This window comes from Pelotomaculum schinkii (assembly GCF_004369205.1).
Taxonomy (GTDB): domain Bacteria; phylum Bacillota; class Desulfotomaculia; order Desulfotomaculales; family Pelotomaculaceae; genus Pelotomaculum_C; species Pelotomaculum_C schinkii.
This window is the reverse complement of the sequence record NZ_QFGA01000001.1, coordinates 228,819-250,809: the sequence shown is the minus strand read 5'-3', so window position 1 is coordinate 250,809 and position 21,991 is coordinate 228,819. Positions and strand designations below refer to the sequence as shown.

At 50.2% G+C, this 21,991-nt stretch carries 22 protein-coding genes; 1 reads left to right on the top strand and 21 read right to left on the bottom strand.

The window, feature by feature from the left end:
• Positions 1-53: 53 nt before the first annotated feature.
• The 4 genes from ligD (Psch_RS01270) to ytfJ form a co-directional block, all read right to left on the bottom strand.
• Positions 54-950, bottom strand: a complete 897-nt coding sequence (gene ligD, locus Psch_RS01270) for a non-homologous end-joining DNA ligase (RefSeq protein ID WP_243123919.1) — start codon at positions 948-950, stop codon at positions 54-56.
• A 439-nt stretch (positions 951-1,389) separates the two neighbouring features.
• A complete protein-coding gene (gene ligD / locus Psch_RS01265) occupies positions 1,390-2,358 on the bottom strand; it encodes a non-homologous end-joining DNA ligase (protein ID WP_243123918.1) in 969 nt (322 codons plus the stop codon).
• Entirely contained in the window at positions 2,355-3,212 is an 858-nt protein-coding gene (gene ku / locus Psch_RS01260; protein ID WP_190238886.1) for a non-homologous end joining protein Ku, read from the bottom strand. The genes ligD (Psch_RS01265) and ku overlap by 4 nt, the downstream gene beginning before the upstream one ends.
• A gap of 178 nt (positions 3,213-3,390) precedes the next feature.
• On the bottom strand, positions 3,391-3,840 hold the full coding sequence (gene ytfJ / locus Psch_RS01255; protein WP_190238885.1) for a GerW family sporulation protein: 450 nt from the start codon (positions 3,838-3,840) through the stop codon (positions 3,391-3,393).
• A gap of 209 nt (positions 3,841-4,049) precedes the next feature.
• On the opposite strand from ytfJ, the gene Psch_RS01250 reads away from it, so the two are divergent.
• The gene (locus Psch_RS01250; protein ID WP_190238884.1) at positions 4,050-4,259 is read left to right on the top strand and encodes a hypothetical protein; all 210 of its coding nucleotides are present in this window, start codon (positions 4,050-4,052) and stop codon (positions 4,257-4,259) included.
• 47 nt (positions 4,260-4,306) lie between these two features.
• Here the strand turns inward: Psch_RS01250 and Psch_RS01245 are convergent, their stop codons facing one another.
• The 17 genes from Psch_RS01245 to spoIIM all read right to left on the bottom strand — a co-directional run bounded on the left by Psch_RS01245 (position 4,307) and on the right by spoIIM (position 21,907).
• Positions 4,307-4,987: a DUF2953 domain-containing protein gene (locus tag Psch_RS01245; RefSeq protein WP_190238883.1), complete on the bottom strand. Its 681-nt coding sequence runs from the start codon at positions 4,985-4,987 to the stop codon at positions 4,307-4,309.
• 152 nt (positions 4,988-5,139) lie between these two features.
• Complete coding sequence (gene trpS, locus Psch_RS01240) at positions 5,140-6,114, bottom strand: tryptophan--tRNA ligase (RefSeq protein WP_190238882.1); 975 nt, start codon at positions 6,112-6,114, stop codon at positions 5,140-5,142.
• A gap of 31 nt (positions 6,115-6,145) precedes the next feature.
• A complete protein-coding gene (locus Psch_RS01235; RefSeq protein ID WP_190238881.1) occupies positions 6,146-6,772 on the bottom strand; it encodes a site-2 protease family protein in 627 nt (208 codons plus the stop codon).
• Positions 6,765-9,404: a CBS domain-containing protein gene (locus Psch_RS01230; protein ID WP_190238880.1), complete on the bottom strand. Its 2,640-nt coding sequence runs from the start codon at positions 9,402-9,404 to the stop codon at positions 6,765-6,767. The genes Psch_RS01235 and Psch_RS01230 overlap by 8 nt, the downstream gene beginning before the upstream one ends.
• A gap of 232 nt (positions 9,405-9,636) precedes the next feature.
• On the bottom strand, positions 9,637-10,992 hold the full coding sequence (locus Psch_RS01225) for a TrpB-like pyridoxal phosphate-dependent enzyme (RefSeq protein ID WP_190238879.1): 1,356 nt from the start codon (positions 10,990-10,992) through the stop codon (positions 9,637-9,639).
• A 143-nt stretch (positions 10,993-11,135) separates the two neighbouring features.
• On the bottom strand, positions 11,136-12,113 hold the full coding sequence (locus tag Psch_RS01220; protein ID WP_190238878.1) for an acyl-CoA dehydratase activase: 978 nt from the start codon (positions 12,111-12,113) through the stop codon (positions 11,136-11,138).
• Positions 12,114-12,144: 31 nt separating this feature from the next.
• Positions 12,145-13,131, bottom strand: a complete 987-nt coding sequence (locus Psch_RS01215) for an acyl-CoA dehydratase activase-related protein (protein ID WP_190238877.1) — start codon at positions 13,129-13,131, stop codon at positions 12,145-12,147.
• A gap of 81 nt (positions 13,132-13,212) precedes the next feature.
• Positions 13,213-13,821: a stage V sporulation protein SpoVABEA gene (gene spoVAEA / locus Psch_RS01210; protein WP_190238876.1), complete on the bottom strand. Its 609-nt coding sequence runs from the start codon at positions 13,819-13,821 to the stop codon at positions 13,213-13,215.
• A gap of 428 nt (positions 13,822-14,249) precedes the next feature.
• Complete coding sequence (locus Psch_RS01205) at positions 14,250-14,444, bottom strand: dodecin family protein (RefSeq protein ID WP_134216841.1); 195 nt, start codon at positions 14,442-14,444, stop codon at positions 14,250-14,252.
• Positions 14,445-14,606: 162 nt separating this feature from the next.
• Positions 14,607-15,386 (bottom strand): RNA polymerase sporulation sigma factor SigF, encoded by a 780-nt coding sequence (sigF, locus tag Psch_RS01200; RefSeq protein WP_190238875.1) that lies wholly within the window; start codon positions 15,384-15,386, stop codon positions 14,607-14,609.
• Between the two features lie 18 nt (positions 15,387-15,404).
• On the bottom strand, positions 15,405-15,854 hold the full coding sequence (spoIIAB, locus tag Psch_RS01195; protein ID WP_134216843.1) for an anti-sigma F factor: 450 nt from the start codon (positions 15,852-15,854) through the stop codon (positions 15,405-15,407).
• Positions 15,855-15,869: 15 nt separating this feature from the next.
• Positions 15,870-16,241 carry an anti-sigma F factor antagonist gene (gene spoIIAA, locus Psch_RS01190; RefSeq protein WP_243120424.1) on the bottom strand — a complete coding sequence of 124 codons (372 nt, stop codon included), beginning with the start codon at positions 16,239-16,241 and terminating at the stop codon, positions 15,870-15,872.
• A 134-nt stretch (positions 16,242-16,375) separates the two neighbouring features.
• Positions 16,376-17,551 carry a D-alanyl-D-alanine carboxypeptidase family protein gene (locus tag Psch_RS01185; protein ID WP_190238874.1) on the bottom strand — a complete coding sequence of 392 codons (1,176 nt, stop codon included), beginning with the start codon at positions 17,549-17,551 and terminating at the stop codon, positions 16,376-16,378.
• A 194-nt stretch (positions 17,552-17,745) separates the two neighbouring features.
• The gene (locus Psch_RS01180; protein ID WP_190238873.1) at positions 17,746-19,047 is read right to left on the bottom strand and encodes a pyrimidine-nucleoside phosphorylase; all 1,302 of its coding nucleotides are present in this window, start codon (positions 19,045-19,047) and stop codon (positions 17,746-17,748) included.
• Positions 19,048-19,091: 44 nt separating this feature from the next.
• Entirely contained in the window at positions 19,092-20,261 is a 1,170-nt protein-coding gene (locus Psch_RS01175) for a phosphopentomutase (protein WP_427910066.1), read from the bottom strand.
• A 42-nt stretch (positions 20,262-20,303) separates the two neighbouring features.
• Positions 20,304-21,191 carry a site-specific tyrosine recombinase XerD gene (gene xerD / locus Psch_RS01170; RefSeq protein ID WP_190238871.1) on the bottom strand — a complete coding sequence of 296 codons (888 nt, stop codon included), beginning with the start codon at positions 21,189-21,191 and terminating at the stop codon, positions 20,304-20,306.
• Between the two features lie 86 nt (positions 21,192-21,277).
• Positions 21,278-21,907, bottom strand: coding sequence for a stage II sporulation protein M (spoIIM, locus tag Psch_RS01165; RefSeq protein WP_190238870.1), 630 nt, complete (start codon positions 21,905-21,907; stop codon positions 21,278-21,280).
• Positions 21,908-21,991 lie beyond the last annotated feature (84 nt).

Here is a 21,991-nt window from a genome sequence, read left to right as displayed (position 1 = left end):
TTCTTTTTTTCGTTACCAGCTGCTATGTTTAACCGTTTTTAGACGATCATGGTTTATATTAACTTCAGTAATGCATCAAGGGTTTGCTTATTTGTTAGTACCCCGTGGTAAATATCCCCTATCTCTTTGATTCTTGAAAAAATATTATGTATTGAAAAAGCGCCCGGCTCAATGTTCAATGCTCCAATTTCATCCCAATATAGGGGGGTAGAAACCGGGGCGCCGGGTAATGGCCGCAGGCTATACTGGAAAGCCATAGTTTTGCCGCGGCCGTTTTGTAAATAATCCAGGTAGACTTTTCCCTGCCTTTGAGCAACTTTTCGTTCCACAGTCGCCATTCCGGGATTAATTTTGACAATAAGCTCAGCCACGTACTGCATAGCTTTAGTGACAGTTTTATACGAGTATACCGGTTTTATAGGAACAAAAATATGCAGGCCGGTAGCCCCGGAGGTTTTGGGGTAAGATTGCAAGTTAAACTGAGCCAGGGCTTCTTTAACCAATAGGGCAATTGTTAAAACATCCCTAAAGGTGCTTCCTGCCGCCGGGTCAAGATCTATAACAGCAATATCCGGACATTCAACATTTTCTATGCGGGAAAGCCAGGGATGCATTTCTATAGCGCCTTGATTGGCTAACCAGACCAAAGTCGCCATATTGTTGCAGATTATGTAGTTCACAACCTTTTCGGAATGTTCGACCGGGTGTCTTATGATCCAGTCAGGCGCATAGCTGGGACACTCCTTTTGATAAAAAGGCTCATCCCCCAGACCATGCGGGTACCGTTTCATGACTAGCGGCCGGTTGTAAAGATGTGGCAGGATATATGGGGCGATTTCCCGGTAATATTTGACCAGATGGGCCTTGGTCAACCCTTCCGGCCAGATCAGCTTATTAAGGTTGGTGAGTTTGACCTGGTAACCGTCAACTGTCGCATAGGATTCTTGCACAAGACACACCTCATTATTATTTTTTGACCTGAAAATACGTAGAGCGCTTCTCCAAAAAGTATGGGTGCGAATCACTGAAAATAGTGTTGCAGCCAATATAAATTTGATTGTATCGGAATAGTAGGTCATTGTTAACTGGTTCTCGAAAAGCCGCATGCGTAGTGGTCAGGGGGTTGTCCTCCACTCTCTTCGCAATTCTACATTTGTGCAACTAGGGCATCCTATCCACCGCATCTACAGACTGCCACCCGTTAGCTACGCGCTATTTGAGCTTTTCTGCATGCAACGCACGCGCTAAGGAACGCATCCAGGTGCTCCTGAACGCTTTCGGACAACCCCCTGCCCGCAAGTCAAGCCTTTTCGAGCAATATTTTTGTCTCCTCATTGTCAATCCCCAGTGCGCATTTTCATTGGTTAATGCTCTGCATGCAGGAAGGGGCTATTCAGTCGCAACTCCACATTCATTTGGTGTCTTATCTGAGCGGAGCCCTTTATAAACAGGATGGCGAAGGTAGCCTTCGGCAGTCAAGGTAAGATACCCGACGGCGCACACCAGGACTGGCTTTACCCACCTGGCTTGTTTAATTTCTTTGGGCGGGACAACCAAAATGTTTTGATCAACTTCCAGCTTCTCCAGCTTTTCCAGAAGAAGAACAGCCTCCTGTTCGCTAAACCCCGTACCGACTTTGCCCTGGTAAACCAGCCGTCCATCCCGGTAGCCTCCCAGGAGCAGCGAGCCCAGCAGTCTGCCTCCAGTGCCCTTCTGATAGCCGCTTATGACCAGATCTGCTTCCCTGGTATTCTTGAATTTCTGCCAACTATTAGAGCGACGACCCGGCAGATATACGCTATCCAACCTTTTAGCGATAACACCCTCCAAACCTTCTCCAACACAAGCATTATAATAAGCCAGACCTTCGGCATGAATAAAGCGTGATAAAACCAGTTCATCCGACTGCTCTACCATGTCTTGGAGGATGTCCTTTCTCTCTTCCAGGCTTTTTTCCATCACACTGCCGCCACCTGTGTACAGGACGTCGAAAGCTATAAAAACAGCCGGGGTTAATAGAGTGGCCCGGCCCGCCTTTTTATTACCGTCCATCCTGCCCCTGGCCTGCAAACCGGCAAAAGATGGTCTTCCAGCTTCAAATATTACTATTTCACCGTCAATGATCGCGGGCAGTCTTTTTACACGCTGGTGCAGTCTGCTCAATTCCGGGAATTTCGCAGTCAAATCGACCAGGTTTCGCGAGCGTATTATGGTTCGGTCATCGAGGTAAGCCAGGCTGCGATAACCATCCCACTTAATTTCAAAAAGGTGCTTATCGCTGTCAAAGGGTGGGGAACTTACAGCCAGCATTGGACGGACGAGAGGCAGTGTTTTTCCATCCCTGATGGCTCCCCTCATGATGTTTTACGCCGGGAGGTTTCCTTTTTTACCTTTGATTCTTTCATACTTTTTGACTTTTTGGCCTGCCTGTCCGCGACCCGCTCTTCTTTAGCCAGGTCAATACTCGCTTTGAGCGCCTCCATCAGATCGACTACTTTTCCTGTTTCACGCCGGGCAGGAGTCGTAATTTCTTCCCCGGCAATTTTAGCCTGTATGATCTCCATTAATCCCTCTCTGTAAGTGTCATTGTATTTTTCCGGCTGGAATTCGGCAGAGAGGCTGTTAATGAGACTGACCGCCATTTTTACTTCATTCTCGTGCAGGTTTACCTGGTAATTCAGTTCGGGGAGGGCGGCAGCCTGCCTAACCTCATCAGGATAATGCATCGTACTCATTACCAGGGTATTGCCGCTTACCCGCAGGGCTGCCAGCGACTCTCTGTTGCGGATAACAACCCTGGCCACCGCTACCTTGCCGGTTTCACTCATCGCCCTTTTCAGCAGTTCATATACCTTCGCCCCGCCCTCCCCGGGAGCTAAATAGTAAGCCTTTTCGAAGTAGATGGGATCGATATCGGCAAGGTTGACAAAGTCCATGATATTGATATTCCTGCCCCCGTCACCTCCGGTAACCTCAAAATCTTCATCCGCCATGATCACATAGCTGCCTTTTTCATATTCATACCCGCGCACGATTTCCTCCATGGGCACTTCCGTCTGGCAGTGAGGGCAGTAGCGCCGGTACTGTATGGGCGTCTTGCACTTTTGGTGCAGGTAATTGAAACGGATGTCCTTGTGCTCTGTTGCCGCATAGAGCTTGACCGGCACATAAACCAGGCCGAAGCTCACGGCTCCTTTCCATAACGGCCGCATTGTTTAGCCACCTCGCCTTATTTTGGATTATTATCTCCGGCTAGCCTTTATCAATTCCATGTAAGTAGAAAACGATGTTGTATAGTGCCCGGGTAAAAAAAGCCCAAGCCCCTTTCATGAAGGATCTTGGACCTTTGCTGACCTTGGCAGCTCATCATTATAATGTTTTTGGAAAATCTTAAGAGATAGGAGAAGCAGGCGTCGATGTCTTGTAAGTGACTTGAGTTTGCGGCTGCATTTCTCCGCGCTTAAAAATGTTTTGGATCTGGTCAATAACTTGTGGAGCGATATCAATTAACCTGTCTGCCACAGTGTTGCCGTCTACCGGCAGCATCCGCACATGCCCGTTGCCGACGACCAGGAAGCCAATCGGCTTCACCGAAACCCCGCCGCCGCTGCCTCCCCCAAAACCGGGAGTTGGGGTACCGCCTCCCCCGTCCTTATTCTCACCCCCGACTTCAAATTCACCTCCACCGGCAGCAAAACCGCAGGCAACCCTTGAGACGGGTATAATAACAGAGCCGTCAGGGGTTTCGACCGGGTCACCGACCACGGTGTTGACATCGACCATTTCCTTGATGCTCTCCATTGCCGTTTTCATCAAACCCTCAATAGGATGTTCGGGCATCTTTGGTCACTCCTTAAGACAGTCATTTTGTGATAGAGTTTCCCGGGACCTGTATTTATATACGAATGGAGCCTTTTTGCACGGCCCCCGGGCAAGGTATTTTGATACGCACAAAGCTTGTTTGTTATTGTCAAATTAACATACCCATAATATAATATTAACAAAATCTTAATATAAATTTAACAATTAACAAAAAGGGGGTGTTCCTGGTGGTAACAAGCCGGGTCGACATTAATAGAATTAAGGACGGTAAAGGCCTCTTGTACCTGGATGAATGGTATTGCCCCCTGGAAGCCGCCAGGACGGGCATGGAAAACCTGCCAGGAAAACCCAACCGGGACGTTGCTATACCCCAGTTCACACCAACCTTAATGCGCAAGAATCCACATATCAAGAAACACTTGATGGCCGGCTTCTAACCGGCCATTTCTTATCATTTAGACTCCTATGCCTAATCCAAGATTTTTCAACCCTTCAACTTCATAAAGACAAACTTGAGGCCGGTCAAAAAGATGTGGCCGACTTTGATATCAAGTTCGCAGTCAATCCTGGTAGTAAAGCAGGGCTTCTCAAATCTCGGTGTAATAACCACTGCAGGTCTGGCGGCCCCGGAATGTATAACGCGGTAAAGCTTGGCTAAGAGCAGTCCTTTCACCCCCCCGGCCAGCCCTGCCAGGAACCCGGTCACGTGGGGTTCCTCCATGCCAAATTCCGTACTCCATTGAAAACGCCGCAAGTATACTTTCCCAAGCAAGTACCGGATTGCCGGCATGTAGTTCTCAAAAAAAATTTTACTCTTTTGCATCATGAAAAGGATGCGCTTCAGGCCGAGCACTTCTTCCGCCTCTATTTTCCCCACTGGATCCGGGTCGTTTTTCCCCGTCACCTTCGCCTCTATTTTGAAGGCCGGCCTTAACGTCCGTGGCCACAATGGACGGCGCCATGGCCGGAAACCAGGCTTCAGTTCTGTTTTCACCACAGGTATCTCCATTTTGTAGGAGATTAACCCGCGCCAAAGAGATAGCTTTAAAGCAAAATGGTCGTCCCTCCCCTGCCTCCGGTAGTGCAGCCTCATTTTTAGACTGGTCAGGGACAGGATCAGCGCAAACGTGCCAACCAGGATCATTACCAACTGGGTCCTGCCCACTTACTCCCACCCCCTGCATTATTTTCCCTTATGAGAGCAGTAATATACCAAATACTGTTTATCTAGCAGCCAAAGCCGCCTCTTAATTGAGGGCGGCCGGGTGGGGTAGTTTATATATCAAATTAACTAGCGCCATATAGCATGGACGTCTTCTATTTATACCAGTAGTCCAGGCCAACGTTGTGCCGCGCCCGATCCAGGTAGACAGCTGCAGCCTGCCTGGCCTTGCGGGCGCCCTCGCGCATGATGTCGATGACATACTGCCTGTCCCGCTCCAGTCTTTGGCGCTCGTTGCGGTAGGGCGTGAAATATTCCCAGATGACGCCTACGAGCTCTTTCTTTAAATCACCGTAACGCAAACCGGGGTTCAGAAAGCGTTCTTTGAGAGCAGCCCTGTCTCTCTCATCCAGAAAGAGGCTGTACAAATCATAAAGTATATTGTCCTTCAACGGCTTGGGCTGGTCGACCGGGGTCGAATCCGTTTTAATGCGCATGATTTTTTCCCGGATGCTTTTTTCATCGGCAAATATTTCTATGGCGTTTCCGTAGGATTTAGACATTTTCTGCCCGTCAACTCCCGGTACCGTGGCAAAGTCTTCTTCAATATCCGGTTCCGGAACCACAAAAGTATCTCCGTAAGTATTATTAAAACGAATGGCGATATCTCTGGCAATCTCCAGGTGCTGCTTCTGGTCTTTGCCGACCGGGACTTTATCCGCGCCGTAGAGTAAAATATCGGCCGCCATGAGCACAGGATAGGCGAACAGACCGTGGCTGGCGGGAATCCCTTTAGCGGTCTTATCTTTATAGGAGTGACTTCTCTCCAAAATCCCCATGCCCGTTACGTTGGACAATAACCAGGTCAACTCGGTTACTTCCGGGACGTCGCCCTGTACCCAGAACACCGACTTCTCCGGGTCAAGCCCCAGAGCAAGGAAGTCACAAACTGCTCCATAAGTTTGCCGGCGTAAAAAATCACTGTCAAAGACTGAGGTCAGAGCATGATAATTAACAATGAAGCAAAACAACTCGCTATGCTCCTGGTAATCCACCATTCTTTTCATCATGCCGAAATAGTTCCCCAGGTGCAGTGAACCCGAGGGCTGGATTCCTGATAGAATTCGCAAAAAAAAGCCTCCTTTTGAAAATAGTTATTGCCTACCTTACCAGCTGCGCAACAATGTTGGCCAGCAAAATAAGGATATTTACGACGGGGTTTATTAAAACGGATATAAAGCGAAACCCGAAGAAAACCAGGACTATAAGCAAAATTGGTCCGTAAGATTCAAGCTGGTCCAGCCATTCCTGGCGACCCGGCAAGAGACCGGCCAAGATTTTAGAGCCGTCCAGGGGGGGGATGGGAATAAGGTTGAATATCGCCAGGACCACGTTAATCACGATCATGTACTGCATGATGATATTAAAATAGGGGATCTGCATGCTCCCAAACAATCCTAAAAGCACAGCTGAAACCACGGCCAGGAGAAAGTTCGTGGCTGGTCCGGCCAGAGATACCAGCAGCATCCCCCGTTTAATATCGCCCCTGAGATTGTATGGGTTGACCGGTACCGGTTTGGCCCAGCCGAATCCGGCCAGTATGAGCAAAATGAAACCAACCGGGTCAAGGTGCGCCACCGGGTTAATTGTAAGGCGGCCATGCGCCTCGGCTGTCCTGTCTCCAAGCTGTTTAGCCACCCAACCATGGGCATACTCGTGGAAGGTAAGTCCTATAATTATGGCGGGCAACGTCAAGGCAATTGTATTTAGGCTGGGAAAATTAAACACTATTAATTACTCCTTCGTAAGCCGCCAGGTATTCTCTGGCATAGCTCAATTCTTCCTGCCTGGTCCGTACCAGGCCGTCCAATCGGGCTTGCCACACGGCATCCAGCGCCAGCTTGAAAGCCGGCCCCGGCGTGAAGCCCATGCCGCTGAGGTCCTTTCCGGTGATGGAAGGCTGGTCGTAGTTGATAGCGCTGAGGACCTGACGCAATTGTGCCCTCGCGGCGTTTCCGGTAAGGCGGGTCAAGATTAGCGGGCAAACTTCCTCTGGCAGCGGCATCAACCGCCTGGCCAGATCACTCATCTGGATCTGCTGAGCGCGCTGTAAAGAATCGGCGACATCCTGCCACCCGGACAGACCTGCATGCACCCTGTCGGTCCAGCGTTGGCCGAGATGATAGCGGCGGCATATAGCGCCTGCCGTGTCGGCATCCGAGCGGCTCAGCAGCGCCAGGAGGTACGCAAGCCAGGGTTCCAGCTGTTCTGCCAGATCCCAGGTATGTATTACTCTTAATGAGCGTGGCAGCTCATCCAGTACCTGCCGGACTTGCTTATAGTCGACGCCCGGGAAGAGGTAGTCCCATAACCCAATTTCTTGCAACCGGTAGAGGGCCAGCCCCGGCCGCGGCTCTGAAAGGATGTGCTTTAATTCTTCCCACACCCGCTCCATAGCCACCCTTTCCAGCATCTTGCTGCGTACAGCTTCCTTGGCCAAAGCAAAAGTCTGAGGTTCCAGGTTCATGGCATAGCGCTTTTCAAACCTTACCCCCCGCAACAGCCTGGTTGGGTCCTCTACAAAGCTGAGGTTGTGCAGTACCCGTACCAGGCCGCGTTCAAGGTCCTCCCTGCCGCCGAAGTAATCAATGATATCACCAAAATCATTCTGGTTTAAGGAAACCGCCATGGCATTGATGGTAAAGTCGCGCCTGTAAAGGTCCTGGTGCAGAGACGAAGTTTCAATTTGAGGCATGGCCGCGGGATGTTGGTAAAATTCCACCCTGGCTGTTGCCACATCCACCTGCCGGCCATCCGGAAAGAGGACCGTCGCGGTGCGGAATTTGGGATGGACACGTACTCTGGCGTCGTAGCGCCGGCCAAGCGCGCGGGCCATTTCCACCCCATCTCCTTCCACCACCAGGTCGAGATCAAGGCTCTCTACGCCCAGCAGCAGATCGCGGACAATGCCTCCAGCGGCGAAGACCCGGCACCCCAATTCATTAGCTATTGTTCCAACTTGTTCCAATATTGTTATATATGCTTCCGGGAGACTGCGATAGATCAGCTCGCGTATGTTTTTATAGTGGTATTTGAAGCTTTTTTCACTATATACCTTATAATGCTTTGACTGTACATCACCATGCAGCGTCCGCAGCACATCAGTCCGCGATACTATGCCGACCAGTTTTCCTTCTTGCAGTACCGGAAGCCGGCCGATGTCGTGCTCAATCATCAACTCTCTAACCGCGGCAACCGTAGCTTCCGGGCCGACGCTCACCAGGCTGCCGGTCATGAATCCTTTAACGGGAGCATGCCCAAGACCGTGGTGGACTGCTTTTTCCACATCACGCCGGGAAATAACTCCCACAACTTGCTCATCTTTTATTACAGGCAACCCGGTATGACCGTAGCGCAGCATAATTCGCCCCGCTTCTTCAATCACGGTTTCCGGCGCCACTGTCTTTACCGGGCTGGACATAATGTCTGCCACGCTAACGGGTGGTTTTACCTTCTGCCTGATCGCAGCCAGGAGAAGTTTTACCACATCCGCCACCTGCGAATTTTTGATGACAGCCGACGCCGCCGCGGGGTGTCCCCCGCCGCCCAGCATACCAAGGATATCTTTAACGCTTACTTCGGGCACGCTGCTGCGGGCGACAACGTGGACACAGCCGTCCATCTTGACCACCGTGAAAACAGCTTCAAGGTTGGCAAAATCGACCAGCTTGTGAGTCAGCAGGTCCAGGCCTCCCACAAATTGGTCCAGGTCTGCCTCTGCAATTAGGAACTTGATACCGTTGATATTATACCTCTCAGCCGAAACCAGCAGAGCTTTCAACAGTTCCCTTTGTTCCTCCGTTAAAGGGCGCCACAGGAAATTTGCGACCACGGCAAGATTGGCCCCGTTGGCCAGGGTATAAGCCACCGCTTCCGCATCCCTGGGGGTGGTATTGGAAAAGACAAGAGACCCGGTATCTTCATAAATGCCCAGGGCCAGGACAGTTGCCTCCACCGGTGTTATCTGAAGGCGCTTTTCCCTGATTTTTTCTACCAGCAGGGTTGTGGTCGCCCCAACCATCTCAACGACCTCAAACCTGCCCGTGGCGTCCCCCTCACTGCGGGGGTGGTGGTCGTAAATATGCACCTCGACACCGGGTCTATCCAGGAGGTAAGCTAGTTTGCCAAGGCGGGAGGGTGTTTTGGTGTCAACAAGGATGAGCTTTTCCACCAGTTCAGGCGCGATATCCCGGATGGTCCTGACATAGATGGTATCCTTATGCAGGGCCATAAACTCCTCAACGTTTTTCAGGAGCGCCCCGGGAAAGACCATAATGGAGCCGGGATACAGTTTTTGTGCCGCCACCATCGAAGCCAGGGCATCGAGATCGGCATTGGTATGAGTCGTAATTATATCCACTGCCGGGAGGCCTCCGCTAAACAACCTTTTCCAAAATAATACGTTTTTATATTATATCATACTGCCGGATGTATTTAAAAGCGCCCTTATGGGCGCTCAGGTTCTGCTGACCTGGTTGTCTCATTGCTGTGGCAAGGGCGAATGAATTCTCGCCAACATTTAATGGCGAATTGCTCCGTATGCGAAAAAAAGAGGGTTGGCGCCGGGAAAGCTGACAACCCTCTTTTTCGTTTTAAATTTTTGGCAGCTTTTCCAGCGCCTTTTTAAGATTTTCCTCCGGAAGCGGGTAATCTACCAGGTTCCCTTCCATATATGCGTCATATGAGGGCAGGTCCAGCAGGCCATGACCGCTCAAGTTGAATAGAATAGTCCTGGACTCTCCAGCCTCCCTGGCGGCTAATGCCTCTTCTACCGCGGCATGGATGGCGTGTGATGATTCCGGAGCCGGCACTATACCCTCGCACCTGGCAAAAAGGACCCCCGAATCAAATACCGCTGTTTGCCCGTAAGCCACGGCCTCGGCAATACCGTCATGCACCAGCTGGCTTACCAGTGGCGATTCGCCGTGGTAGCGCAGGCCTCCGGCGTGAATACCGGGCGGCATGAACTCTGTGCCTAAAGTATACATGGACAGAAGCGGGGTGAAACCGGCCACATCACCGTAATCATAGCCAAAGCGCCCCCTGGTAAGAGTCGGACAGGCGCTTGGTTCCACTGCCAGCAACTTTACTTTGGCGCCTTTAACAATTTTATCATAGGCAAAGGGGAAAGTCGCCCCACCGAAATTGCTGCCGCCACCGCAACAGGCAATGACAACGTCCGGGTAGTTATCCACCTTGGACAACTGTTCTCTGGCCTCCAGGCCGATGACGGTTTGATGTAAAAGAACGTGGTTTAAAACACTGCCCAGCGCGTAGTTGGTATCATCGCGCCCGGCCGCGTCCTCAACCGCTTCACTGATGGCTATACCCAGGCTGCCCAATGATTCGGGATCCTTTTTTAAAATTTCCCTGCCTGAATTGGTGCGGTCGCTGGGGCTGGCAATTACCTCCGAGCCGAAGACATGCATCAGTGAACGCCGGTAGGGCTTCTGGTGATAGCTGACTTTTACCATATACACGGTGCATTCCATGCCAAAGAAGTTGCAGGCCTGAGATAAAGCGACTCCCCACTGCCCGGCGCCGGTTTCAGTAGCCAGCCGCTTAATCCCCTCTTTTTTATTATAATAGGCCTGGGGAACGGCCGTGTTGAGTTTGTGGCTTCCCGCCGGGCTTGCTCCCTCATATTTGTAATAGATTTTGGCAGGGGTATCCAGGGCTTTTTCCAGGCGACGCGCGCGACAGAGAGGTGAAGGCCTCCAGAGCTTGTAGATCTCCATCACTTCATCGGGGATCTCAATCCAGCGCTCCTCGCTTGCTTCCTGCTTGATCAGTTCAAGCGGAAAGATAGGTGTTAAATCCTGAGGAACCATTGGCTCTTTTGTGGCCGGGTTCAACGGCGGTTTGGGCTTATTTGGCATATCCGCCAGAATATTGTACCAGGCTCTGGGCATCTCTTTCTCGGTTAACAGCACTTTGGTTTCACTCATCTCTTCTTGCTCTCCTCTCATCTCTTGAAATATTTATGGCGACAGCCAAAACCATTTTATCGTATTGGGCTGTACCGGCGCAAGGGTATGTTACCATGAAAATACATTTTCATTTCTGCCGGCGCATAATTAACATGGTTGTTCTAGCTAATTTTTTCCTCCCGGCCGGCCGTACTGCTCCACTTACCACAGCGGTCGCCCCAGCGCGCTAAAATATTATTGTTTTCCGATATCTCCACCACTTCGCACAAGTTGGCGCAACCGGAGCACTCAAAACTACCGGCGCGAAAACTGGTATCAGCCACCCCAAAGCCTTTAAAAAGGCTGGTACCTTTCCTGGCTACAGCTTCCCTGGCAAGTATGGCGGCGCCAACCGCGCCCATAACGTTAAAATAAGGCGGCACCTGGACTGAAAGGTCCAGGGCTTTCTCAAAAGCCCTTACCATCCCGACATTGGCGGCTACCCCTCCCTGGAATACTACCGGCGCCAGGATTTCTTTGCCTTTTCCCAGGTTGTTGAGGTAGTTTCTGACCAGAGCCTCGCAGAGACCGGCTAAAATATCCGGCAAGCTGCAGCCCATCTGCTGTTTGTGAATCATGTCGGACTCGGCAAACACCGCGCACCTGCCGGCGATACGCACAGGAGCCCTGGCCAGCAAGGCGTACTCCCCAAACTTCTCAATCGGTATGTTCAGACGCGCCGCCTGCTGGTCGAGAAAAGAACCGGTACCGGCGGCACATACAGTATTCATGGCAAAGTCATTGACGACTCCATTGCGCAGGATAATAATTTTGGAGTCCTGTCCGCCGATTTCCAGTATGGTCTGAACGCCAGGCGTCAGTGAGGAGGCTGCCACAGCGTGGGCGGTGATTTCGTTCTTTACGGCGTCGGCGCCTACGATAAGGCCTGCCAGATGCCTTCCACTGCCGGTTGTGCCAACCCCCCTGACAATTGTACCGGAGGGAAGCCGGGCGCCAAGTTTTTTTAAACCTGCCTGAACGGTGGCGATAGGCTGCCCCTGGGTTCTTAGATAGATATCCTCGACAACCATGCCTCCCTCGTCTAAAAAGACAATATTGGTACTAACCGAGCCGACGTCTATACCCAAAAAACCCTTCATAACTTACGCCCTCCCGAATATCTTTTTCCTTTTACATAGAGATTGCTCCGGCTTTCCTCCAGCGCAACATGTCCATAAATGCTTCCAGCCTGGTTAAGAGACCGGCTTCTCCGGTATGTTCATCCAGAGTAATATTTAAAAAAGGAACACCATTTGAGCGAGCGCTCCGTTCAATTAATTCTCCCGTCATAGAATCGGGGCCGCAACCGAACGCCGCTATATGCACAAGCCCTGCCACATCCGGACGTTTCATGTAATTAAAGGCCGCTCCCGCCATGCGCTGGCCCAGCGTCCAGAACAGTTTTTTGGGCAGACAGCGGGAAGCGCAGTTAACGGCGTGGTCCGGCAGAAACTCCGCTGTTACGATGCTTGCCCCCATTTCTTTCAGTCTCTTGATAATGTTCATGTTGATGTAGGTGTCATAGATATTGTAGGGGTGACCGATTAAAGCTACTTTAAAGGAATCCTCCGGTTCAGGAAGGGGTAAATTTTCAACCCGGTCTTCCAGAATAGCCATGGCCTCGGTTGGCATTAACCCCATTTGCAGCAGCTTAAAGTACTGATTATGTACCTTGACCGACCGTAAGAAAGCCATCCATATTTTGTAGCTGCTGCCGCTGAATAATTTCCCCACCTCATGTGCCGCCCGATAGATTTCCATACTGCTTTTATAAAGATTGATATTGGTGTCAATCAATTTTGGAAGTCCCTTGATCCGCCTGATCATATCCGGGAACCCCAGGAATTTCGGGCAAATGTACTCACGCCTCCCGATGCTGACCATCCGGGGCAAAAAAAGGAGGTCCGACTTACCTGCGAGGTCCAGGACATGACCGTAGGCCAGTTTAACCGGCAGGCATACTTCATCAACGGCGTTTTTCAGCCCGTTTGCCAGGAGCCCCTTGTTGGAAGGTTGTGAGAGCACTACCTCGGCCCCCAGTTCTTGAAAAAAGACCCGCCACATCGGGTAGTAGTAATAATAAAGAAGAGCCCTTGGAATACCAACCTTTAAAGGCACGGTATATTCCTCCGTCCAGTGTGTTTTGGGCAAAAAAAATAACCAGCCTGGTGTGAAGTATCCCCATTTGCAGGGATTTTATTACAAGGCGCCGTCCGGTTGTAGTACAGCAAGGTCTTGTGCAAAACCGCTTTTCTCGATTATAGTTTGAAAAGCCCTTGTTGTTAGCGGCGCGCCCTTTCCTGCCTCATCAGCGCCGTCCATTTTGCCTATATCGCCGATGCCGATCACCAGGGGCAGGTTAAGCTTATCGATTATTTCCACAGTATCACCTTCCTGCGGATCATGTTTAGGTTTCCCACTTTTATCGACTGCGCCTTCAATAACCTTTCCGGAGTTGGTTATAGAAGCGTCTACCGTACAGCCGGATACGTTTTCCGTGTTGGAGGCGACCGCCAACACCCCAAGCACCTGTATCTCAGGATGAGCAGTGATAAAAGCCAGTGCCTCCTCGCCACGCCCCGCGCCGTTGAACCCGCGGTCATCAAGCATAACCACGACCGGGTCATTGGGGGCCTGTTTAATCATTTCCACCAGTTCCTTTCCGGACCGCCTGGTCGGATTCCCGGCTGAGGCTGAAATGCAGCGGGCGCCGATGTTTTTAGCCGCCACTTCCACCGCCCTCTTGGCGATGCGGTCTCCATCGGTAACAAGGATGACTTTTCTCTTGCACTCAGAAAGATTGTCCATATGTCCTCTCGGTCTTAAAAAGTCAGCGCCGGATAGCCGAATACCTCTTTTTAATGGCAACAACATGGCCAATGTCGCTGGTGATTTTTCCTAATATATGACCTTTCGTTATACTTCCCTGCAGGTTAAACCTTATGCAGACAACAGAACTCAGGGACACAGGGACAGGTACCTTGTCCCTCCATAATAAGCCTCCTTTAGTTGGTCATTGAGAACAGACTGGGGAGGCCTGATTGATAATTTAAGAAGAGTTCGGGGATATACCCGAACCCTTCTTTGTCAATACATCTCACTCACACGTAAAACCCTTGCGCTGTTTTAATCTGGTTCGATTTCATTCGAATTTGCATTGCGTAACAATTTAAGTTAATGGCAGCATTCCACACCCGCGTCAAGATGTGTTTCATATTAGTTCTTCAATAATGTACCTATTCGGTATGCGCTATTTTTACATTGGCTTTGTATTCAACAAGACGGCCGTTCTCAACATTGGCGGTGAAGTTCACGATTTCAACAGCTACGATATTCTTCACTGTACGTGACGCTTCGCTGATAGCAGACTGGACGGCGCCTTTCCAACTATCGGGGGATTCCCCCACCAACTCTGAAACTATAACATGCATGGTTTATTCCTCCTTAAGTTTTTTCTATAGCGGTAATATTATGTGTAGCAACCGGATATCTATACAATTTTTAGGAGCAAAATAAAAAGGCCCTTTACGGAGCCTCAGAATATCTACAAACCTTTCCTTGGAACTGTTCCCGTCCTTGGCGCTTGTGAGAGACTATTCACCACTGTCATCCATCAGGTCCTTAATTTTTTTCAAGGCCTGTCTTTCCAGCCTTGAGACCTGGACCTGTGAAAGACTCAGCCGCCTGGCAATGTCAGACTGGGTTTTATCCTCAAAAAAACGCCAGGTTATGATCTGCCTGTCTCTTTCCGGCAGTTTATCTAAAAGCTCGCTTACCGAAAGGCTCTCAAGCCAGGGTGTTTCCCCGTCTTCACTGTCCTTCAACTGGTCAAGCAGGTAGATCGGGTCACCGTCATCCTGATGCAGGGTCTCATAAATGGAAGCGGGTGTCTGCGCAGCTTCCAGGGCATTGACAATTTCTTCTCTGGAAAGACTCAGTTCACCTGCGATCTCGCCAATTGTTGGTTCCCTGCCCAGCCTGGCCGTAAGCAGTTCCCTTGTTTGCTGTATTTTATAAGCTGTTTCTTTGACCGAGCGGCTAACCTTGACCGGGTTGTCATCTCTTAAGAATCGCCTGATTTCTCCAACTATCATAGGTACCGCATAAGTTGAGAATTTAACGTCATACCCCAGGTCAAATTTATCAATAGCCTTCATCAGCCCGATGCAACCGATTTGAAAAAGGTCTTCCAGTTCATAGCCCCTGTTCTGAAATCGTTTGACCAGGTTAAATACCAATTTGAGGTTACAGTTGACCAGCTTGTCGCGGGCATAACTGTCACCATTTTTGGCTTTCTGGAGTAATTCTTTCATTTCCTTGTCTTTCAACAGAGGAAAGCGTGGCAGGTTCATTTCCACCAACCTGCTGCTCATTATTTGTTCAACTCCTGCTTAGTGTTCCCGGCTGTTTTGGACAGCCCCGGCGCCAACTCTTCTACTCATGCGGACCATGGTTCCACGCCCTGGCAGTGAATCGACCTGTAAGTTCTCCATGAAAGACTGCATAAAAACAAACCCGAGGCCCAGTCGTTCAGGGTCTGTGGTAAACGCCGGCTGCAGGGCCCTGTCAATGTCTTCTATTCCCCTGCCATCGTCCTCTATGCTTAGTTCAAGCGTGTTTTCCGTCAGTCCGGCATAGATCTTTATAAAACGGTCCGGGGCATTCCTGTAGCCGTGGATGATAGAATTGCTTACCGCTTCTGATACGGCAACCTTAACTTCCTCAAGGTCGCTCAAGGTAAATTCAAGCTGGGAGGCAAAAGCGGCAACAGTTGCCCTGGCAAAGGATATATTCGCCGGTATGCTAAGAAATTCCAGTTTCATCTGGTTATTTAACGGCATGGTTTCAATCCTCCTCTAACCTAGTTTCCGCAGGGCCTCGGCTTCACTGTCAGACTCGCCCATAATCCTGAAGAGACCGGACAATTCAAGGATTCTACGAACCTGAGGCTGAGGTGAAACAATGATAACTCTACCCCCGTTTTTTGAAACCCGCTTGTAACGGCCCAGAAATACTCCCAGTACCGAACTGTCCACAAATGATACTTTCGATAGATTCAAAACTATATTTCTGGCGGGTTCCCGGTCGAGAGACTCTTCAAGGTTATTTCGGAGAAAGTCAGCTACGCTAAGGTCAAGTTCCCCACCCGGGCGGACAAGCAGGGTATCCTGTTTAAACTCAATATCCAAGAGCACGGGCGCCAATCCTTTCTCAATAGTTAATTGCATATACCCTTCTGCTAAATCTTACCAAATGTATCACCAAAAGGCAAGCTGTGATTCATGATAAGAAAAATGAGCAGGCTTTTTCCCGCTCATTTAACACATCACCTGTGGATTATGATGTTCTATATCCGCTGCTTTTAATAAACGCTGTCGATTACTCTTTTCATTTGAAGGAATATTGAGGCTTTGGGGACATCATCTTTGGCTATGAGTTTAACCCGCAAGACTTCCTGGCCTTTCTTGGTAACGACATACGACCCCACTTCCTGGCCCTTCAAGACCGGAGCGCTAATATATCCGGGCAGTTCAACCTTTGACTCAAACCCCTTTTCTTCACCCTTTGGCACTACTACGCCGGCCCTTTCCGAGGTCAGGACATCCACACTGGCGGACTGCCCCTTACTTACCTTGACAGTGCCCACGCTGGTTCCCTTTTCGGCCATATTAACCGCTTTATAACGGGCAAATCCATAGTCCAGAATTTTGGTTGATTCATTGAAATGACTTTTTGGTTCAGCCGTTCCTAGGACAACGCAGATCAGCCTGAGGCCGTCTCTTTCCGCCGAGGAAGCCAGACAGTATTTTGCCGCCTCAGTCCAACCGGTCTTGCCGGCGTCGGCTCCATCGTACCACCAGAGCATCTTGTTGGTGTTCCACAATTTAAAGGCGCCGCCGCGCAGTTCATGTTCCTTCATCGCGGTTATTTTTTTAAAAAGCGGGTTTTCCAGCCCTGCTTTTAAGATCACGGCCAGGTCATGAGCGCTGGTATAGTGGTCATCCGCGGTAAGGCCGTGGCAGTTGACGAAATGGGTGTTTTCCAGTCCGAGGGACTTGGCCTTATCGTTCATGGCCTCTACGAAAGCGTCTTCGCTCCCTGCAATGTGTTCAGCGACAGCCACGCTGGCGTCGTTAGCCGATTGCAGCCCTACTGCTGTGAGCAGGTCCCACAGGCTCATTTCCTCACCAGGTTCGAGATAAATCTGCGACCCGCCCATTTCCCAGGCGTTTTCACTGGCCACAACCTGGTCGGTCAACTTAAACTCACCCGCTTCCACTGCTTCCGTCGCCAGCAGCAGGGTCATCAACTTTGTGACGCTGGCCATGGGCAGCCGCTTGTCCGGCTCCTTTTCATAGATAATTTTATTGGAATAGGGCTCAAGCAGCACGGCCGCTTCGGCTGTTGTTTCCAGGGTTCCTTTAGCGGGTTCATTGGCTTTTGCTGCCAGTTCGGCGGCAAAAGCAAACTGACAACCAGTAAAAACGGCAAGAAGCAATGCAAACAGCAGGATTAACTTGGTTTTTTGCCAGGACATAAAAGCTTACCCCCAATCGATATTTCAGTTTCTCCAAATTCTTCCAGGTGGTTCTATGGAAACGCTATCATCTTCGCTTGTACCGGGGTTGTTTGTATTATGTTTCCTTGTTTTAAAGTTATGCGTGGTAACTCATCAACAAATAAAAAAACACCCCGCGCATATGCGAGGCGACTCGTTCTAGACAGGCAATTTTATTGCACCACATCATATACAAAATGAATCGGGCTTGGCTGACTATCACTGAATGAATATGCGTTCATTACCATAGCTTCGGCTTCTTCATGCTCATCAAGGTTAGAGTGCAATATACAGATTGTATCACCGGCTCTGACATACTCACCTATTTTTTTAACCATGGTCAATCCGGCGGAGTAATCAATGCGGTCATCCTTTTTTTTCCGGCCTGCTCCAAGGAGCATCGCCGCAACTCCTATGGCTTCAGCGTTGATTGCCGCCACATAACCTGATTTTAAAGCTTTCACTTCGATATGCTTCTTCGCTTTGGGAAGACTAGCAGGGTTATCTATAAATCCGGGATTGCCCCCTTGGATTTCAACAAACTGTTTGAACTTTTCAATAGCCTTACCGGACATAATATATCGTTCCAGCTCATTATAAGCATGTTCAAAATCAGGAAAAGCGCCACCCAACACAGTCATGTGAGCGGCTATGGTAAGCGCTACAGCGGTTAAATCCTTTGCGCCTTTACCCGCCAGCGCTTCTATAGCTTCCTTAACTTCACTGGCGTTACCGACCTCATTGCCTAAAGGCTGGCTCATATCCGTAATAACAGCTATTGTTTTTCTGTTAAGCGATTTGCCTATTTCAACCATAGTCAGGGCGAGTTCCTTAGCTTCATCGATTGACTTCATAAAAGCTCCGGACCCGACCTTAACGTCCAGGACAATGGCGTCGGCGCCGGATGCTATCTTCTTACTCATTACCGAACTCGCGATCAAAGGAATACTGTCCACTGTCGCGGTAACGTCCCGCAAGGCATATATCTTCTTGTCAGCAGGAGTCAAGTTGGCGCTTTGACCGGCAATAGCCATTTTGTAGGCATTCACATTTGAAATGAATTTGTCGCCCGGCAGGTTGGTGTTAAATCCGGCAATTGCCTCCAGCTTGTCAATAGTCCCCCCTGTGTGACCCAAACCCCTGCCGGACATTTTTGCAACCGGTATTCCCGCGGCTGCGACCAGGGGGATAATGACCAGGCTGACCTTGTCGCCAACGCCGCCGGTCGAATGTTTATCAACTTTTATTCCTTTGATTGCCGTCAAATCAAGCTTATCTCCCGAATCAACATAAGCAAGGGTCAGGTTGGCGATTTCTTCTTTATCCATACCCTTGAAGTATATCGCCATGAGTAAGGCTGACATCTGATAGTCAGGCACTTCTCCGGAAGTGTAGCCGGAAATGATGAAGTTAATTTCATCCCTGGTTAATTTTCCACCCTGCTTCTTTTTTTGGATCAGGTCAACCATCCTCATCGCATTACCCCCATATTACTGCTCTCCTTTGACGGCCAGCTTTTTCAAGGCGCGCTTATTTGCGGCCAAAAGCTTGTGCCGGCAGAATATTTCAGGCCAAAGCTGTCGGCTATGGTGGCCGCCACATCCGCGAAGGTTTCCCTTACCCCGAGATCTATCCCGCCGCGCAGCGTTTTGCCGTAAACGAGGAGGGGTACGTACTCCCTGGAATGATCCGTGGACGGGGTGGTTGGGTCACAACCGTGGTCCGCTGTAATAATCAGCACATCCTCTTCCCGCAGCAGCTTGAGCAGTTCCGGTAAACGCAGGTCCAGTTCTTCCAGTGCCTCAGCGTAGCCCCGCGGGTTATTGCGATGGCCGTAAAGCATATCAAAGTCAACCAGGTTGGCAAAAATCAGCCCACCAGTAACCGATTTAAGCATATTTATGATCTGCTCCATGCCATCCGTGTTTCCTTTGGTCGGAATGGAATCGGTAATCCCCTCTCCATCGAAAATGTCACGGATTTTACCGATAGCAATGACGGGGATGCCGTTATTTTTAAGCAGGTTCAGCACTGTTTGGCCCGGTGGTTTTAATGAAAAGTCATGCCGGTTCATCGTCCTTTTAAAATTCCCCGGTCCACCGGTGAAAGGCCTGGCGATCACCCTGCCCACGGCATGCTCCCCGGTTAGCAGCTCCCGCGCAATACGGCAAATCCGGTACAATTCTTCCAGCGGTATGATCTCCTCGTGTGCGGCTATCTGGAATACGCTGTCGGCTGAGGTATAGACGATGGGTAAACCTGTCGCCATGTGCTGTTCACCAAGTTCTTCGATGATCGCTGTGCCGGAGGCAACCTTGTTGCCAAGGACTTTGCGTCCTATGCGTTCCTCGTAAGCTCTAATCAGCTCAGGGGGAAAACCGTCAGGGTAAACAGGAAATGGCCGCTCCAGGATTAAACCGGATAGTTCCCAGTGGCCTGTCGTGGTATCTTTGCCCGGTGACAACTCGGCCATCCGGCCGAAAGACGCTGCCGGTTTTTTTGCCGGAGGAACCCCCGCTATATGAATAATATTTCCCAGGCCCAGGCCGGCCAGATTGGGCAGGCGCAATCCTCCCACAGACCTGGCGATATTGCATAGCGTGTTGCTGCCGGTATCTCCATATTTGCCGGCATCCGGCAGTTCCCCTACCCCAACGCTGTCCAATACAACTAAGGCGACTCTTTTCAATTCGGGTGACAACCCCCTTTAATGTGTATTACTCCCACCTGTTCAGGCCCTGGGGTGACTGCGGTTGTAAATCTCCCTGACCCTTTTTTTGGTGAGGTGAGTATAAATCTGAGTGGTGCTGATATCAGTATGCCCCAGCATTTCCTGGACCGAACGGATATCGGCGCCATTTTCCAACAGGTGTGTGGCGAAGGAATGCCTCAGTGTGTGCGGGGTTATGACAGTATTAATTTTGGCCTTGAGGGCGTACTTTTTAATAATTTTCCAAAATCCCTGCCTGGTCAACCTCTGGCCGCGGTGGTTGACAAAAAGCGCGGAGACCTTTCCGGATTTCTCTAGTTTGCGCCTGCCGCGCCCCAGGTATTCCCTGAGGAAGCGGGCTGCGACATCACCCAGCGGGATTACCCGCTCTTTGGACCCCTTGCCGAAACAACGGATAAAGCCGTTTTCAAGGTTGAGGTTGGTGAGGTCGAGTGAAACCAGTTCAGATACCCGCAGCCCGGTGGCGTAAAGGAGCTCCAGCATGGCCTTGTCCCGCAAACCCGCAGGCTCCCCGATATTGGGCTGGCTCAGTAAAAGGTCCACTTCTTCTATGGTCAGGACCCTGGGCAGCCTCTGGGGCGGCTTTGGTGATTCCAGCTCCTGAGAGGGATCCTTGCTGACGACCCCCTCATTTAATGCAAAACGGTAGTATGATTTAATAGCCGCCAAATGACGGGATATGGTAGCCGGCGAGCGCCCGTCCAATTGCAGTTGGAAGAGGTATGACATAATCGCGTCTTTCCCGGCCTGCTCCATGGTAACCAAACTATACTTGCGGCAAAAGGCGATATAAGCTTTTAAATCGGTCCGGTAAGATACCAGCGTATTTGCTGCAAGCCCCCGTTCCACTGATAGATGATAGATAAATTCTTCGAGAAATTTTTCCATTTAAATACCCCAAAAAAATAAAGTCTTTTGCAAGACTCTATTTCCACATCCAGCCATATAATCCTTTTATAAATACGAACAAACCGCTACAGCAGGTAGGCGGCGGTGAGTTTGACCAGGAGCGGCGTCAGGTATACTTCTACCAGGCCGGCCCCGGCCGAAACAGCCAGAACAAGGCACATCAATCCGCTGTAAATAACAAAACTTGGCCATATTACTGTTTTTGAGTTATAAAAACGCTTGACGAGCAACAGGGCAAAGCATAGTGAAGCAACGCCGCCCATTAGCAGCGCCGGAACCAGGATAATATTCTGGGGCAGGATAGCCGCGCAAGTCAGCGCCATCCCCTGCAGGCTTTTTGAGTTGGTTAAGAAAGCAACACAATATCCCAGAACAAAGCCGCGGGTAAAGATAATTCCCAGCATAACCGGAATGCCGATAACGGTCAAACCCAGGAGATATACTTCCAAAATGAGAACCAGGTCATTGTACATTACATCCCTTAGAGCACCGGTGTTATCCACTTCCATCATCCCAGCCTGCTGCAGGAACTGTTCAAGGTAAGTTGTTAGTTCCTGAGCCTGTTCAAACGGGATTCCTTTAACACCCATGGCGCCTGTGATGATCCCAAAAGCAAATACCCCCACCACAATTAAATAAGCAGGCCAGCTGTAACGTAGCGAGTTGCCCCAAAAGCCCCGCAGCGATTTAAGCACCTTCCAGCCCCCTCGTCCTGTTCCTGATTATTTTTATGGCCGGGACATCCCCTTTATGAATAGCCTGAGAGCAATTTTGCTCAG